This window comes from Solirubrobacter soli DSM 22325, assembly GCF_000423665.1.
GTDB classification, from domain to species: Bacteria; Actinomycetota; Thermoleophilia; order Solirubrobacterales; family Solirubrobacteraceae; genus Solirubrobacter; species Solirubrobacter soli.
This window is the reverse complement of sequence record NZ_KE384070.1, coordinates 410,095-425,421: the sequence shown is the minus strand read 5'-3', so window position 1 is coordinate 425,421 and position 15,327 is coordinate 410,095. Positions and strand designations below refer to the sequence as shown.

Below are 15,327 nucleotides of genomic sequence, written 5' to 3'. Positions count from 1 at the left end.
CGTCCATACGCGTCACGCGCTGAGCGCCGCGAGCACCTGGGCTCCGTCCGGGCTGCCGAGGCCGGTGCACGCGTCCCAGCCGGGGCGCGCCTTGTAGGCGCCGTTGTCGCCGGAGACGATGTCGCGCAGGGCGCCGTGGGCGTAGAGCTTCGGGTTCACGAAGCCCGCCTGGCGGCCGAGCTTGGCGTTGATCAGCGCGATCAGGCCGGCGTAGAGCGGTGCCACCGCGCTGGTGCCGCCGATCACCATCTCCTGCCCGTCGACGCGGACGCGGTAGCCGGTGAGCGGGTCGGCGTCGCCGGCGACGTCGGGGACGCCGCGGCCGGCGTGCTTGGTGTCGGCCTGCTTGTCGACGTGGGCGCCGGCCTGGTAGGCGGGGACCGCGAAGAACAGCGAGACGCCGCCGCCGGTCGCGCCGTGGCCCTGCTCGTGCCAGGTCACCTCGGCGGTGATCGTGTTCGCGTCGGACTCCAGGCGCGTGCCGCCGCACGCGAGCACCCACGGGCTCGCGGCGGGGAAGTCGACGTGCGACTTGCCGTCTGTGACGCCGTCGGCCGAGCCGTCGTCGCCCGCCGCCACGCAGATCGTGACGCCGAGCGCGGCCGCGTCCTGGAACGCCCGGTCATAGGCGCGGCGGGCCTGGTCGGTCCACCCGCCGGGCGCGTCCTCCGCCTGCCCCCAGGAGATCGACACGATCGAGGGCTTGCGGACCTTGTCGTGCACGGCCGCGGTGATCGCGTCGAGGAACCCGCGGGTGGTGTTCGGGGCGAAGTAGACCGCGATCCGCGCGCCCGGCGCGACCGAGCCGACGACCTCGATGTCGAGCATCACCTCGCCGTCGGCGCCGTTCGGGCCGTCCGGGTGGTTGCCGGCGCCGTCGACGCTGACCGCGACCACCTTCGGGTGCGGGGTGACGCCCATCTCGGTCCAGTACGTGGTCAGGTCGCTCGTGCGGAACCCGCCGCCGAGCTCGATGATGGCCACGGTCTGGCCGGTGCCGATCGTGTCGGTCGGGAAGCCGTACAGGTGAGCGAGCTCCGCGGGCTTGTACGCGCGCGCGCCGCCCGCGTTGAGCTTGCGGAAGTGCGGCTGCGCCGCGGGCCGGTCGTCCAGGCCGAGCACGCTCTCGATCGCCGGTGCCACGTGGTCCGGCACGCTGAGCTCGCCCGTGCGGCCGCGGAACACGCCGAGCTTCGGATGCTCGTAGAGCGCGAAGCTCGTCCCGAACGCCGCGGCGAGGTCGTCGAGCGTCCCGGCGAGCACGACCGACCGGCGAGCCGGATCGGCCGAGACGACGTCGAGCTGATGCTCGCCCGCGAAGGTCTCCAGGCGCTCGATCGCGGCCGGGTCGGCGCCGTAGCGCTCGGCGAACTCGGCGCGCGAGACACGCTCCTCCGGGTCCGGCGTCGCGCGGGCGGGGAGCGTGACGGTGACCTCGGCGCGCCTCGCGCCATCGACGTCACCGATCCGCTGCGCACCGGGGACCGGGGGCCGCGCGCTGCCCTTGACTGCCATGCGTGGGGTGGTCATGGGGCGATGCAACGCTCAGCAAATGAAACCTCATTGAACAGGACTTGTACTTGCACGATCAACTACACTGTTGGTATGACCACCACAGGGATCGACACGACACACGCGCGCACGGCCCTGCTCGAGCTGCACCGGCAGCTGCTGCAAGCCCAGCGCGTCCAGGCCGAGCGCTTCGGCGGCCGCATGACAGCGGCCGAACTGCTGCAGGCCGCGGCGCAGGACCTGCGCTTCAGCTGGCTCACCCAGCTCTCCGAGACGATCGCCCGGCTCGACCAGGCGCGCGCCGACGAGGACACGGCCGCGATCGACGCGGCGCTCGACGAGGCGCGCGGGCTCGTGTGCCCGCCCGACGCCGAGAGCGCGTTCGGCCGCCGCTATCTGCAAGCACTACAGGACCACCCAGCGGTCGTCTTCGCGCACCGCGACGTCGCGGTCGCGCTCGACCAGGGCTAGCGCGGAGGACACCCCACGGCTGGCTGCGGGTCGCACTCGTCGGCCCGCGCCACCAGCGCCGACTTCGGCACGGGCCCCCAGTCGCGGCTGTCATACGACAGGCCGCGATTGTCACCCATGAGCATGTAGCGGCCCCTCGGCACCACGATCGTGCGCGGGAAGTCGCAATCGCCGTCGCACGGGGTGATGAACGGCTCGTCGACGGTCCGACCGTTGCGCCACAGCCGGCCGTTGCGGAGCTTGAGGCGATCGCCCGGCAGCCCCACGATGCGCTTGAGCCACAACTGCCGCGACAGGCCCGGCTGGGCCTTGGCGCACATCGCGTCGCTGTGGCGGGAGCGGTCGCCGCACGCGTCGTCCAGCGAATCGTCCGCGGCCGCGAGCGGTGGGTGAAAGACGACGATGTCCAACAGCTGCGGCTCGAACGCGTCGTAGCCGGCGAGGATGTGGTCGCCGGGATGCAACGTCGGCGCCATGCTCCCGTTCGTCACGGAGAGCACCTTGGTGTGCGGCGATACGGCAAGCGCGGCGGTGGCCGCGGCGATCGTCAGCAGGTTCACGCGTCCTGTATCGGCAGCGCGGACGCCTCCGTCAACAGCGCGTCGACCATGCGCGCGACCGCGCCGTCGAGCGGGCCCGGGAGGCGGGCGAGCACCAGCCGCCGCGTCTCCTGTGGCTCGCCGCGGACGGCGACGGTCGCCACGCCTTCGGGCAAGGTGCCGATGAGGACCGAGGCGAGCGTGGTGATCGCGAGCCCGGCGGCGACGATCTCGAGCTTGGCGTGCCAGTCGCGGACCACGTAGCGGATGTCCGGGCGCTCGGTCAGGCCCGGCCAGACGCCGAGCAGGGAGTCGCCGGGGCTCGCGATCCACACCTGCCCGTGGAGTGCGTCGACCTCGACGGCACCCAGACCGGCGAACGGGTGCGTCGCCGGCACCGCCAGCACCAGCTCGCGCTCCGACAAAGTCGTCAGCTCGAGCGGCGGCGACTCACCGTCCGGCGGGCGGAACGGCGGCATTTGCGCGAGCAGCGCGAGGTCCAGCGTTCCGGCGCGCAACGCACGTACCAGCTGGGGCGTGGTGCCTTCGCGGACGGTCACGTGCAGGCCGGACGCGGCGAGCGCGCGCGGGATGATGCCGGCGACGGCCGACGCGAACGCGCCGAGCCGGACCGGGCCTGTTGCCGGGGCGTCACCGGCGGCTTCGCGGCGGGCCGCTTCGAGTTCCTCGAGCACCCGCACGGCACGCGGGAGCAGCCGCGCGCCCGCGGGCGTCAGCTTCACCCCGGAACGGCTGCGCTCGAACAGCCGGCGGCCGGCGACGGCCTCGAGCGCGGCGACCTGCCGCGACACCGCCGACTGCGTATACCCGAGGTTCAGCGCCGCGGCCGAGAACGACCCCGCCTGCGCGACCTCGCGCAACACCCGTAGCCCGGTCGGCGAGAAATCCATGCGTTCGACGCATGGTAACTGTGCGTCATTCTCGCGGAACGCATGCCACGACCGGCCTAGCGTGAGCGGGCATGATCGCTCTCGTCACCGGTGCCAACCAAGGCCTCGGCCGTGCTCTCGTCGCCGGCCTGGCCGCCCGCATGCACCCCGAGGACCGTGTCCTGCTCACCGGCCGTGACCGGCGGCGCGTCGAAGCCGCCGCCCAGGAGATCGGCGGCGTCGAGCCGCGCGTGCTCGACGTCCGCGACCCGCACGCCATCGCCGCGCTCGCCGAGGAGCTCGGCGCGATCGACATCCTCTTCTCCAACGCCACGGCGCGCGTGTCGCCGGAGGCCGATCCGGCCACCGAGGTCGATGCCGTCGCCGAGACCAGCAACCTCGCCACCACGAACATCCTGCGCGCGTTCGGCCCACGGCTGCGCCCCGGCGGGCGCCTGATCGTCGTCGCCAGCGCGCTCGGCACGCTCGACCGGCTCGACCCACGCGTGCGCCCGCGGTTCGCGCAGCTCGACGACCTCGACGCGGTCGACGGGCTCGTCGAGGAGTGGCGCGCCGCGGTCCACGCGCACCGCGACGAGGGCTTCGGCGACTGGCTGAACATCCCGTCGAAGGTCGCGCAGGTCGCCGCGGTGCGGGCCTACGCACGCGCCCATCGCGAGGAGGGCAAGCTCGTCATGGCGCTCTGCCCGGGGCTGATCGACACCGACGCCTCGCGCCCGTGGTTCGCCGACATGAGCACAGCGCAGACGCCGGAGGAGGCGGCAGCCTGGCCGCTCGACCTCGTCCTCGCCCCCACGTTCGACCCCGCGTTCCACGGGGAGCTGGTCCAGTTCGGCGAGGTGCTGCCGTGGGGAGTAGAACACGCGGATGGCCGAACGTGAGCTGGCGACGCTGCTCGAGGGTGGCGCGTTCTTCGAATCACCGCGATGGCATGAGGGTCGCTGGTGGGTGTCGGACTTCTTCCGCCACCGCGTGATCAGCGTCGGCACCGGGGGCGACGAGCGGCACGTCCTCGATGTCGAAGGCCGCCCGTCCGGGCTCGGGTGGATGCCGGACGGGTCGCTGCTGGTCATCTCGATGCTCGACAAGAGGATCCTGCGCTGGACGCCGGAGACGGGCGCCGAGCTCCACGCGGACGTGAGCGCCTACTGCGGCGGGAACCTCAACGACATGGTCGTCGACCGCCACGGCCGGGCGTACGCCGGGAACTTCGGCTTCGACCTCGACGCCCTCGCGGATCCGCGGACCACGGTGCTCCTCCGGGTCGACCCCGACGGCACGGTCACCGTGGCCGCCGAGGACATGCGCTTCCCCAACGGCTCGGTGATCACGCCGGATCACCGCACGCTGATCGTCGGCGAGACCGCGGCCGCCCGCTACACCGCGTTCACGATTGAAGAGGACGGCTCGCTGACCGACCGCCGCGTGTGGGCGCAGCTCGCCCCCGCGCCGGAGTTCGGGCCGCTGCTGGAGACGCTCGGGCAGCTGAAGTTCGGCCCTGACGGCTGCACGCTCGACGCCGAAGGTCACATCTGGTCGGCGGACGAGGTGACCGCGCGCTGCCTGCGGATCGCGCCCGGCGGCGAGGTGGTGGAGGAGATCGCGATGCCGGCGGGCCTGGACTGCTTCGCCTGCATGCTCGGCGGTGACGACGGGCGCACGCTGCTGATCTGCGCCTCGCCGGACTTCAACCACGAGGCGCGCTCGGCCAACCACGAGTCCGTGCTGCTCACGACGACCGTGGACGTGCCGCACGCGGGCCTGCCATGACGCTCGCGTTCGGACTCCTGGGGCCCGTCTCGGCATGGCGCAACGGTGTCGAGCTGGCTCTGGGCAGTCCGCAGCAGCGCGCGCTGCTGGCGCTGCTGTTGCTGCATCGCAACGAGGTGGTCTCGACGGCGCGAATGCTCGACGTCCTGTGGCCCGCGCGTGCGCCCGCCAACGCGCTTCAGGTCCTGCGCACGTACGTGTTCCGGCTGCGGGCCGAGCCGCTCGGCCCGGCCGAGGACTCGCCGCTCTTGACCCGCCGCCAGGGCTACGAGCTGCAGGTCGGCGGCCACGCCGTCGACGCCGACCGCTTCGAGGCGCTGCTCGCCGCCGGCCGCGCCGCGTTCGAGGGCGGCAAGCCGGCGACCGCCGAGGCGCTGCTGCGCGAGGCGCTCGAGCTCTTCCGCGGGACGCCGTTCGCCGAGCTCGACGAGGACGACCTCGCGAGGATCGAACGCGGCCGCCTCGAGGAGCTGCGCGCGGTCGCCGCGGAGGAGCTCGTCGAGGCGCGGCTCGCGCTCGGGCGCCATCGCGAGCTGGTGAGCGAGCTGCGCGCGGCCGTGGCCGCCGACCGGCGACGCGAGCGCACGTGCGGCCAGCTGATGGTCGCCCTCTACCGCTCCGGCCGCCAGACCGAGGCGCTCGAGGCCTACCACACGGCGCACCGCGCGCTGGCGGACGAGTACGGGCTCGCGCCCGGCCCACAGCTGCGCGGGCTGGAGCGGATGATCCTGCTCCAGGACCGCGCGCTCGACCTGCCCGCGCCGCGCGCGCCGGCGTTGCCGCGCTACGAGACGAGCTTCCTCGGCCGCGGCGACGAGCTCACTGCCTTGCGGGAGCTGCTGCGCGGCGAGCGCCTCGTCTCGCTCGTCGGTGCCGCGGGCGTCGGCAAGACCCGCCTGGCCGCCGAGACGGCCGCCGGCATCGGCGACGCGCGCGTCTGGTGGGTCGATCTAGGATCGATCGCCGCGGGGCGGGTCGTGGCCGCGGTGGCGCGCTCGCTGGCGGTCCCGGAGGTGCCGGGGCGCGCCGCCGCCGACCTCGTCGTGGCGCGGCTGCGCGAGGCGCGCTCGCTCCTCGTCCTCGACAACTGCGAGCACGCGGTGCCCGAGGTCGCGGGCCTCGCGGCGCACGTGCTCGACCGCGACCCCGACGTCCGGATCCTGAGCACGAGCCGTGAGTCCCTGCGCGTCGCCGGCGAGCGCGTGCAGCCGCTGGCCGGGCTGCGCCCGCCGGTCGCCGAGCGGCTCTTCGCCGAGCGCTCTACGGTCGCGGTCGAGCCCGACGACCTCCGCGAGCTCGTCGGCTGCCTCGACGGCCTGCCGCTGGCGATCGAGCTCGCGGCCGCGGCGCTGCGCTCGACGGCGCCCGCGGACCTCGCCGCCGCGCTGCGCGAGCGGCTCACGATGCCCGGCGACGAGCAGCGGCTGACGCCGCGGCGGCAGCGCACGCTCGAGGCCGCGATCGGCTGGAGCTACGACCTCCTGCCCCCGGAGCAGCAGGACGTCCTGCGGCGGCTCGCGGTCTTCCCCGGCAGCTTCGCGGCGGAGCAGGCGCACGCCGTCGTGGGTGACATCGGCGCGCTCCTGGATGCATCGCTCGTCACGGCGGAGTCAGGCCGCTACCGGCTCCTACAGACCGTGCGGGCGTTCGCGCTCGCCCGCCTGCACGAGTCCGGCGACCACGAGGACGCCGCCCGCCGCCACCGCGACGTCTACCAGGAGCTCGCCGAGGTCGTCGAGCTGCAGATGCTCGGCCCTGGGCTCCCCGAGTGGCTCCCGCGCAGCCGGCTCGAGCACGAGAACTTCGACGCCGCGCTGCGCTGGTCGCTCGACACCGGCGACAGTGAGGGCGCCCTGCGCTTCGCCGCGACGATGGGCTGGTACTGGTACCGCACCGGCTTCGTCGCCCACGGGCGCGAGCTGATCGAGCGCGCGCTCGCGCTGTCCGGCCCGCACAGCCCGTGGTGGCCGCACGCGCTCGTCACGCGCTCCTGGATGGCGACCGGCGCGGCGACCGCGGACGCGGTCGCGATCACCGACGAGGCCGTCGCCGTGTGCGAGCGAGTCGGCGGCGACGACCTCGGCCAGGCCCTGGCCAACAGCGCCCAAGCCCTGATCGCCGCCGGCCGGCTCGACGACGCGCGGGTCGCGATCGAGCGCTCGCGCGCGATCTTCTCGACCATCCCGCGGTTGGAGGAGGGCGTGATCTTCGCCGACCAGTGCCTCGGCTGCCTGCTCCTCGAACGGGGCGAGCTCGACGAGGCCGAGGCGTTGCTCGTCCGCGCTCACGACGCGATGCGGCGGATGCGCGGGACGCGCTACGCGGGCTTCACGCTGATCGAGCTCGCCCGCGTCCAGCTCGCCCAGCGCCGCCCCGACGCCGCGGCCGAGACCGCCGCCCACGCGCTCGCCGACCTGCGCCGGCGCGAGGACTCGCGCGGCATCGCGGGCGCGCTCACCTGCCTCGGCCGCGCCCGCGCCGCGCTCGGCGAGTCCGATCAGGCCCGCGCGCACCTCGAGGAGGCGGTCGCGATCGCCGAGCGCTGGGGCTTCGCCAACTGGGCCCGCGAGGCCGAGCGGGCGCTAGCGACCGAGGTTGATGTAGCCGGCCAGGAACCGGCGCTCTGAGGGCGTGTCGAGCCGCTGGCCGAGGATCGTGCCGTTGCAGTTGACATCGTCGACGTCGGAGAGCAGCGAGAGCTGCACGCCGGCGAAGAACTGCGGCGAGCCGCTGTCGCCGAGGCAGAGGCCGCCGCGGCCGGTGACACGGGCGCGGCCGTCGAGCTGCAGCTGGGTCGGTGTCAAGGTCTCGAACGGCGCCGACGCGCGTTGGCGGTAGCCCTCGGCGATGAACACGGGCGGGTCGCCGTCACCCCACTCCGGGTCGGCGCCGTAGCCGACGAGGCCGACGGAGTCGCGGCGGTGCAGGCGCCGGTCGAACTCGCCTGGGCGCGGCAGCCGCACCGGCGTCACGCCGGCGAACGTCCCGGGCGCGAAGACGAGCACGCCGACGTCGTGGACGCGGTTGGCATCGCCGCCGAACCGGGGGTGCGTCACCATCTGGCGCGCGAACGGCGCCGTGACGCTGAACGGATACGGGAAGTCGTCGAAGACCCGCCCGGGCCGGTAGACCGGGCTCAGGGGCGAGCCGGGCACGAGCGTGACCGCGAACGCGGTCCCCGGCGGGAAGTCGATCAGGCAGTGCGCTGCCGTCAGGAACACGTGGTCGGACACGACGGTGCCGGTGCACCACGCGACGGTCGGCTCCGGGCCGGGCCCGTCGGGGTCGAAGCCCATCAGGCCGACGTTCGGATGCGCATCGAGATCCGGGACGCCTTCGTCGACCGCCAGCGCGGGCGCGGTGCCACACGCGGAGATGACGAGCGCGGTCGCCACTGCTGCCGAGACCCTCATCTCGACCTCCACTCAAGCCGGGGAATGAACCGGCCGCGACGCTACGTGAGCGCCATACACACGAGCTATACGGAGTGTCGCGAGCTTGACACTCCGAGTGTCGCGCGTGAGCGCGACACGGCGCCCTGGCGGCGAGAGGGTTCAGCCCATGAACACACGAGCCCTCCTCGCCTCCCTCGCAGCCGCCGGCGCACTGCTCGCGACCGCGATGCCCGCCTCGGCCGCGGTCGACCCGGCCGCCTGGCCGGGCAGCCCGGCGATCGCCAACGCCGACGACACGAACGTGTTCGGCCAGAACCTCAGCGGCCTGGCGTATCAGCCCGCGAGCGTGGGCAACCCGGCGGTCCTGTGGGCGGTGCGCAACGGCCCGTCGACGCTCTACCGCCTCGTCTACAACGGCACGAAGTGGACGCCCGACACCGCGAACGGTTGGGCCAACGGCAAGACGCTGGTCTTCCCGAACGGTGGCGGCGTGCCGGACTCCGAGGGCGTGACGCTGGCCGGCGGCGACGCGAACGGCATCTACGTCTCGATCGAGCGCGATGACAGCGGCGGCAACTCGAAGATCAGCCGCCCGGGCGTCCTGCGCTATGACGTCACCGCGGCCGGCATGACGCTGACCGCGACCGACGAGTTCGACATGACCGCCGACCTGCCCGGCCTGGGCAAGAACGCGGGCCTGGAAGCGGTCACGTGGGTCCCGGACGACCTCCTGGTCGCCAAGGGCTTCGTCGACGAGTCCACGGGCAAGAAGTACGACCCGACCACGCACGCCAACCACGGCCAGGGCCTGTTCTTCGTCGGCGTCGAGCAGACCGGTCAGATCGTCGCCTACGCGCTCAACCGCGTGGCGGGCACGTACACCCGCGTCGCCACCGTCGCCAGCGGCTTCCCGGCGGTGATGGACCTCACCTACGAGCCCGAGACCAAGCAGCTGTGGGCGGTCTGCGACGACACCTGCGACGGCCGCACCGCCACGCTCGAGGTCGGCGCGACCGGCCGCTTCGAGATCACCCACCTCTACGAGCGTCCCACCGGCATGCCGAACCTCAACAACGAGGGCTTCGCGATCGCCCCGAACACGGAGTGCGTGGACAACCTCAAGCCGGTCTTCTACGCCGACGACACCAACGACATCAGCGGCGACGGCAACCACGCGCTGCGGTCCGGCGCGATCAAGTGCACCGGGCGCGACGGCAAGTCCGCCCCCACCCCGGACCCGACCCCCATGCCCGAGCCGACGGTCGTCCCGCAGGCGACGCCCACCCCCACCCCCACGCCCGCTCCGGCCCCCGCGCCGATGGCCGACCGCACGGCCCCGCAGCTCACGCTGGCGCTCAAGACCGTCCGCCGCACCGGCAAGCTCGCCCCGACCGTGACCCTCGACGAGCGCGCCGACCTGGCGATCACCGTCAAGTCGGGCAAGCGCACGCTGCTCAAGACGGCCCGCACGAACGTCGCCGCCGGCAAGCGGACGATCGCCCTGAAGGTCTCCAGCCTCAAGCGCGGCACCAGGATCACGCTGACCGTCCAGGCGCGTGACGCCGCCGGGAACGCGGTCACCCGCACGGTCTCGACGAAGGTCAAGTAGACGTATCAAGGGCGAGGGTCGCGACTCGGTTGGGGCATGCGACCCAACGCTCCCCTCGCCCTAACCGCCCTCGTCACCGGATTGACGCTCGTCGCCGGTGTCGCCACCGCCGCCGCGGCGGATGACGTCAAACCGGCCCCGCGCGAGGTCCTCAAGGCCCCCGCGGTCGACGGCGACATCGCCGCGGCGGCCGACCGGATCGACGAGCAGGGCACCGCGCTCGGCTCCTACTGGGACTCCGAGAAGGGCCAGCTGGCGGTCGTGGTCGGGCCGGACAGCACGATCGGCCCGGACGAGGCGGAGAAGCTCGCCGGCGGCGTCCCCTATCGGCTCGAGCGGCTGAAGATCGCCAAGAAGACCGCCGACGGCATCCGCCAGGACATCGGGGGCCAGGACTTCAGCCCCGAGGCGCAGAAGTTCAGCTACGCGAGCCACCTCGATCTGCAGACCGGCCGCGTGATCCTCAAGACCGACGCGCCCGCCTCGGTCACCGAGGGCCTCGTCAAGGCGCACCCGGAGATCCAGCTCGAGCAGAGCAAGCCGCTCGGCGACCTGTTCAATCGCCGCGACGACATCCCGTCGTTCTGGGGCGGCGCCGCCATCACGAGCGGCGGCGGCACCTGCTCGGCCGGCTTCACCGTCAAGAAGCCGAACGGCACCCGTTTCATGACCACTGCCGCGCACTGCTGGTCGGTCGGCTCCACCGTCCGCACCCCCACCGGCACGTTCTTCGGCACCGTCGCCCAGCGCGGCACGCTCGGCTCGATCTTCTTCTGGGACAACCGTGACATGGAGCTGATCGGCGGCTCCTCCTACGCCCCGCGCGTGTACACCGGCGGCGTCTTCAGCACCTCCTCGCGCGGCATCATCGGCGCCGGCAACCCCGTCGCCGGCTTCACCGGCTACTGCTCGAGCGGCCAGACCAGCGGCGAGCAGTGCGGCCAGCACGTCAACAGCACCGGCGCGATCGTCTGCACGGGCACCGGCTGCAAGTGGCCGGTGGTCGAGTACGTCGGCGGCCCGGCGCGCCCCGGCGACTCCGGCGGCTCGTTCTACCTGCCGTCCGGCACCGGCCAGGCCTTCGCGCGCGCCGCGGTCATCGCCGGTGACGGCGTGACGAGCTACGCCGAGCCGTGGGGCCGCATCTCGTCCGCGATGGGCGTGTCGATCGCGACCTGAGGCTCAACCTGAGGGTGAGGGGGTGACCCCTCACCCCGCCCAGGCGGGGTTCACGCCACTGGTCAAGCCGCGCAGCCGCGGCTGGGCGCGGTCCACGTCGAGCAGGATCATCGCCCCGTCGCCGCTCACGCAGTCGCCGCGCCGCAGCACGACGTAGCGCCCCGCGGCGGCGAGCTCGCAGCCGGTCAGCGAGGGGAAGTCCTCGACGTCCTTGAAGCCACCGTCGGGCTGGAGGGCGAGCAGCCGCAGGTGCGCCTGCGCTCCGCCGAGCAGCACCGCGACGCGGTCGTTGCCGACCCACACCGCCGACTGGATGCCGGGCGCGCGGTAGCCGGGCGCAGGCTCCCAGCCGTCGGGGTCACCGCCGCTGGCCGTGTAGTTGAGCACCTGGTCGTAGCTCCCGCCGCGGCCCGCGGCGAGCGCCACCAGCGAGCGCCCGTTCGGCGCCCACGCGGGCCGGCCGAGGCGCCGGCCGGCGGCGCACGCGGGCGGGCCGGAATCCTGCGGCTCGAGCGTGCAGAGCGAGCCCGCGTCGCCGTCGCCGTCGGCCGCGATCACCGCGAGCAGGCCGCGGGCGGACGAGTAGACCGGGCGGTGATAGTCCCCGGCCGCGATCGCCGCGACGGTCTTGCCGTCGGCGGAGATCTGCACGAGCTGGCGCGCGGCGCCGGTGACCTCCACGGCGACGAAGCCGTTGTCGACCTTGGTGGGCGTCTCGAAGCGGTACTTCGGCGAGGTCAACAACGCGGCCTTGGGGTCGCCGTGCGCCCAGCGGTAGAGCTGGCCGGTGGTCGCCCCGGCGAAGACGAGGTCCTCGGGCAGGCTGGGGCGCGAGGCCGCCTTGGCGGTCACCTTCGAGGACGCTGCCGCCGCGCCACCGGCCTTGGCAGCCTTCGACGCCTTCGACGCCTTCGCGGCGGCCGTGGCGGTGGGCGTCGCGGTGGCGGTCGCCTTGGGCTTCGGCGTCGCGGTCGGCGTGGGCGTCGCGGTGGGCGTGGGCTGCGCGACGGCGAGCGTCACCTGCTGCCCGAGCGCGAGCTTGGTCCCGGGGGTCGGATCCTGGCGGATGACGACCCAGTCGTTCCCCGCGCTCGCGGGCTGTGGGCTGTAGCCGAAATGGGCGCCGGTGAGGGCGGTCGCGGCGTCGGCGAGGGTCTTGCCGTTCACCGGCGGAACCGCCGCGGTCTTGGCCGGGGCGGCGAGCGTGATGTTCACCGGCTCGCCCTTGTCGACGTTGTCGCCCGCCGCGGGCTGCTGGGCGATGATCGTGCCGACGTCCGCGTCCTTGGGGGCGGTGTCGTACTTCGTGTCGCCGAGCTTCAGGTGGGCCTTCTTGAGCACCACGAGCGCCTCGTCGACCGTGTTGCCGGCGAGCTTGGGGACCTCCGGGTCGCGGCGCAGCAGCAGGACCGCGGCGACGAACGCCGCCAGCAGCGCGAGCACCGGCGGCACCCACCAGGGCAGCCAGGGCTTCTGGCGGAAGGTCACCCGCTGCGGCACCGGGTCGGACTCGACGCCGGTCGCGCGGTGGATGATCTCGATGCGATGGTCGACGGGGCGGCCGAAGATCAGGGGGCGCGGCACGGCGACCGTGACGACCGAGGTCGCGGCCTGGTCGACCGGCACCAGCGTGCGTTCCGGGTAGACGCCGACCGGGCAGCGCGCCTCGGTGTCGCCGGCGGCGACGACGATCTCCAGCGGGCTGTTGCCGTGGTTCTCGACGACCACTTCGAACTCTGCCTGCCGGCGCCCGCGGCGGCGTTCCGGGGCGGCGTGCATCACGGTGCTCTGGAACGGCAGGACGGTCAGCGTCGCCGCCACCCACGCGACGTCGGCGCCGATGGAGCGCGAGCGGACGATCACGGTCAGCGGCCACGCCTTCGCCACCGACGCCGGCGTCTGCGGCGGGTGCAGGCGCAGGAGCACCTCCTGCTCGTAGGCGCCCGACGTCCCCCACGGGTTCAGGAAGACGGCCCCGGGCGAGACGGTCCACCAGTCGTCGGGAAGGCCTTCGATCCGGACGTCGAACGTGTCGACGATCTGGCTCTGGTTGCGGACGGTGGCGATCACCGTCACGCCGTCGCCGGGGACGACCGAGACCGAGACGGGGGCGCCGGGGACGTCCTCGCGCGCTGGGTCGCGCAACCCGAGCAGGGTGGTCTCGCGCGCCTGTTCCGGCGGCGCCGGCGGCCGGTAGGAGGCCGGTCCGGGCTCCGGCGCCTCGGGTGGGAGGCTGGGCAGATCCCAGCCGAGATACTCACCGCACGAGCAGAAGTCGCTGTTGACGGCCACCGTGCCGCAGCGCGGGCACTCGACCTCGTTGCCGGTCAGCGGTGAGATCTCGGGTGTGGCCATGGTGCCCCGTTCATCGGCGGCACCGGCCCAGTGTTTAGGCGTCGTTCGGGTCTGAAAGCCCTTCGAGCTCGTCGAGCAGGACGGCGTTCGGGGAGTCGGCCTGCGTTCCCGCGGGCGCGCCGGCGAGCAGCTTCGCCTCGCCCGTCAGCGGCGAGCCGATGCCTACGCGGGTCATCGTGCGGGCGATCAGCGCGGCCGCGATCGGCGTCGCGAACGAGGTGCCGTCCCAGGAGGCCCAGCCGTTGAAGGCGATGATCGGGTCCAGCGGGTCGGGGAGCTCGCCGAGCGCGAGCTTGGTCTTGGCGCGGGCGAACGTGGACTGCAGGTTCGAGCCGCGGGCGACCGCGTCGACCCACGGGCCGTAGTTGCTGTAGTCGGCGCGCGTCCACTTGCCCGCGTCGACCTCGTCGGCGCCGACGGCCAGCACCGGCTCGAACGCGGCCGGCCAGAACGGGCGCGAGGAGTTGTCGTTGCCGGCGGCGGCCACGACGACGCGGCTCTTGCCGAACGCCTGCATGGCCTGCGCGATCGCCAGCGGCGGCGCGTCCTTGTCGGTGTAGCCGCCGAGCGAGAGGTTGATGATGTCGGTGTCCGCGGGAAGTTGGCCCATCGCCTTGGCGACCGTGAAGTCGTCGCCGATCCCGTGCGAGTCGAGCACCTTGACCTCGTAGACCGACGTCGCGGGCGCGACCTGGCGGATCAGGCCGGCGATGAACGTCCCATGGCCGGACTCGGCGTCGCCGTAGCCGTCGTGGTCGGCGTCCCAGACATCCGTGCTGTTGGGCGCCCGCTGGACGCTCGTGAGCCAGGCGTGGTCGAACATCCCGGTGTCGAGGACGGCGATCTTGACGCCCTGGCCGTCGCCGGCCTGGGTCGTGCGCAGCGGCAGCGCGGCGGGGAGCTTGGCCACGCGGGCGGTCGAGCCGGGCCCGCCCTGGACGCGCGGCTCACCGGAGAAGTTGATCGCATCGGCGGCGCCGCCGACGGACTCGCCGACGAACACGTAGTTGGGCGCGACGCGGGCGGAGCCCTGGGGGCGGCCCGCCGTGCCCTTGCGCACGCGCGCGAGCGCGGCGAGGATCTCCTTGGCCGGATCCGCGGGGTTCTGCGGGGTCCGGGTGAACAGCGTCAGGCCGAACGGGTGCTGGTCGTCCTGGCGCCAGTCGGGCAGCAGCCGCTGAACGTCCTGCGCGTCGCCCGGGCCCGCGACGATCTGGCCGGGGCGCAGCAGGAAGGTGTTCGCCGGGTCGCGGTTGACCGCGACGGTGGCCGGATCCCAGTCGCGCGGGAGGTTCACGGAGGCCATCGACACCGAGGCCGTCGCCGCGAGGCCCGCGACGGCGGCCGTGACGGCCAGTCCAAGGAGCGTTCTGATGTTCACGCCACCAGCCAATCGGTTGCGCCTTGGCGCGCCGTTGGCCGATCCTTGGAACCTCTACACCGAAGACGCCAAGAAGTAGGGATTCCCTGGACGCCTGGCCTGCAGGGTGCGGTTCACGATCTTCCTGTACATGGGCTTCCTGCGGTACATGATCAAGAGCTTTGCCAGCGGACTGAAGGGCTGACGTGCTTGCTGTCGACCTCCG

The 15,327-nt window shown here is 73.3% G+C and carries 12 protein-coding genes; 6 read left to right on the top strand and 6 right to left on the bottom strand.

The features are described from left to right. Positions 1 to 12: 12 nt before the first annotated feature. Entirely contained in the window at positions 13 to 1,530 is a 1,518-nt protein-coding gene (locus G569_RS0134865) for a S53 family peptidase (protein ID WP_028066849.1), read from the bottom strand. Positions 1,531 to 1,605: 75 nt separating this feature from the next. Between G569_RS0134865 and G569_RS54095 the strand changes: the two genes are divergently transcribed. Beyond that, positions 1,606 to 1,983, top strand: a complete 378-nt coding sequence (locus G569_RS54095) for a hypothetical protein (protein WP_053227433.1) — start codon at positions 1,606 to 1,608, stop codon at positions 1,981 to 1,983. Here the strand turns inward: G569_RS54095 and lepB are convergent. Then, complete coding sequence (gene lepB, locus G569_RS54090; protein ID WP_053227432.1) at positions 1,980 to 2,543, bottom strand: signal peptidase I; 564 nt, start codon at positions 2,541 to 2,543, stop codon at positions 1,980 to 1,982. The two genes, G569_RS54095 and lepB, sit on opposite strands and share 4 nt — an antisense overlap. Continuing rightward, positions 2,540 to 3,433 carry a LysR family transcriptional regulator gene (locus tag G569_RS0134850; RefSeq protein ID WP_028066848.1) on the bottom strand — a complete coding sequence of 298 codons (894 nt, stop codon included), beginning with the start codon at positions 3,431 to 3,433 and terminating at the stop codon, positions 2,540 to 2,542. The genes lepB and G569_RS0134850 overlap by 4 nt, the downstream gene beginning before the upstream one ends. Positions 3,434 to 3,504: 71 nt before the next feature. On the opposite strand from G569_RS0134850, the gene G569_RS0134845 reads away from it, so the two are divergent. The 3 genes from G569_RS0134845 to G569_RS54085 are packed head-to-tail and all read left to right on the top strand — an operon-like array spanning position 3,505 to position 7,830. After that, positions 3,505 to 4,314, top strand: a complete 810-nt coding sequence (locus G569_RS0134845; protein ID WP_028066847.1) for an SDR family NAD(P)-dependent oxidoreductase — start codon at positions 3,505 to 3,507, stop codon at positions 4,312 to 4,314. After that, positions 4,301 to 5,203, top strand: a complete 903-nt coding sequence (locus G569_RS0134840; protein ID WP_028066846.1) for an SMP-30/gluconolactonase/LRE family protein — start codon at positions 4,301 to 4,303, stop codon at positions 5,201 to 5,203. Before G569_RS0134845 ends, G569_RS0134840 begins: the two co-directional genes overlap by 14 nt. Continuing rightward, on the top strand, positions 5,200 to 7,830 hold the full coding sequence (locus G569_RS54085; protein ID WP_053227431.1) for an ATP-binding protein: 2,631 nt from the start codon (positions 5,200 to 5,202) through the stop codon (positions 7,828 to 7,830). The genes G569_RS0134840 and G569_RS54085 overlap by 4 nt, the downstream gene beginning before the upstream one ends. Here the strand turns inward: G569_RS54085 and G569_RS0134830 are convergent. Continuing rightward, positions 7,786 to 8,616 carry a trypsin-like serine peptidase gene (locus tag G569_RS0134830; protein WP_157592521.1) on the bottom strand — a complete coding sequence of 277 codons (831 nt, stop codon included), beginning with the start codon at positions 8,614 to 8,616 and terminating at the stop codon, positions 7,786 to 7,788. The two genes, G569_RS54085 and G569_RS0134830, sit on opposite strands and share 45 nt — an antisense overlap. 148 nt (positions 8,617 to 8,764) lie before the next feature. On the opposite strand from G569_RS0134830, the gene G569_RS54080 reads away from it, so the two are divergent. Next, positions 8,765 to 10,207 carry an esterase-like activity of phytase family protein gene (locus tag G569_RS54080; protein WP_064750511.1) on the top strand — a complete coding sequence of 481 codons (1,443 nt, stop codon included), beginning with the start codon at positions 8,765 to 8,767 and terminating at the stop codon, positions 10,205 to 10,207. 36 nt (positions 10,208 to 10,243) lie between these two features. After that, entirely contained in the window at positions 10,244 to 11,386 is a 1,143-nt protein-coding gene (locus G569_RS54075; protein WP_211233169.1) for a S1 family peptidase, read from the top strand. Positions 11,387 to 11,416: 30 nt separating this feature from the next. Here G569_RS54075 and G569_RS0134815 read toward each other — a convergent pair whose 3' ends face one another. Further along, positions 11,417 to 13,741 (bottom strand): PASTA domain-containing protein, encoded by a 2,325-nt coding sequence (locus G569_RS0134815; protein WP_028066844.1) that lies wholly within the window; start codon positions 13,739 to 13,741, stop codon positions 11,417 to 11,419. 34 nt (positions 13,742 to 13,775) lie between these two features. Continuing rightward, on the bottom strand, positions 13,776 to 15,122 hold the full coding sequence (locus tag G569_RS59605; RefSeq protein WP_053227429.1) for a S8 family peptidase: 1,347 nt from the start codon (positions 15,120 to 15,122) through the stop codon (positions 13,776 to 13,778). Positions 15,123 to 15,327: the final 205 nt, after the last annotated feature.

Excerpts from the sequence above, each read along its gene's own strand:
- G569_RS0134815 (WP_028066844.1), bottom strand. The coding sequence starts at position 13,741 with ATGGCCACACCCGAGATCTCACCGCTGACCGGCAACGAGGTCGAGTGC.
- G569_RS54095 (WP_053227433.1), top strand. The coding sequence starts at position 1,606 with ATGACCACCACAGGGATCGACACGACACACGCGCGCACGGCCCTGCTC.
- G569_RS54085 (WP_053227431.1), top strand. The coding sequence starts at position 5,200 with ATGACGCTCGCGTTCGGACTCCTGGGGCCCGTCTCGGCATGGCGCAAC.
- G569_RS54080 (WP_064750511.1), top strand. The coding sequence starts at position 8,765 with ATGAACACACGAGCCCTCCTCGCCTCCCTCGCAGCCGCCGGCGCACTG.
- G569_RS0134845 (WP_028066847.1), top strand. The coding sequence starts at position 3,505 with ATGATCGCTCTCGTCACCGGTGCCAACCAAGGCCTCGGCCGTGCTCTC.
- G569_RS0134865 (WP_028066849.1), bottom strand. The coding sequence starts at position 1,530 with ATGACCACCCCACGCATGGCAGTCAAGGGCAGCGCGCGGCCCCCGGTC.
- G569_RS0134830 (WP_157592521.1), bottom strand. The coding sequence starts at position 8,616 with ATGAGGGTCTCGGCAGCAGTGGCGACCGCGCTCGTCATCTCCGCGTGT.
- G569_RS54075 (WP_211233169.1), top strand. The coding sequence starts at position 10,244 with ATGCGACCCAACGCTCCCCTCGCCCTAACCGCCCTCGTCACCGGATTG.
- G569_RS0134840 (WP_028066846.1), top strand. The coding sequence starts at position 4,301 with ATGGCCGAACGTGAGCTGGCGACGCTGCTCGAGGGTGGCGCGTTCTTC.
- G569_RS0134850 (WP_028066848.1), bottom strand. The coding sequence starts at position 3,433 with ATGGATTTCTCGCCGACCGGGCTACGGGTGTTGCGCGAGGTCGCGCAG.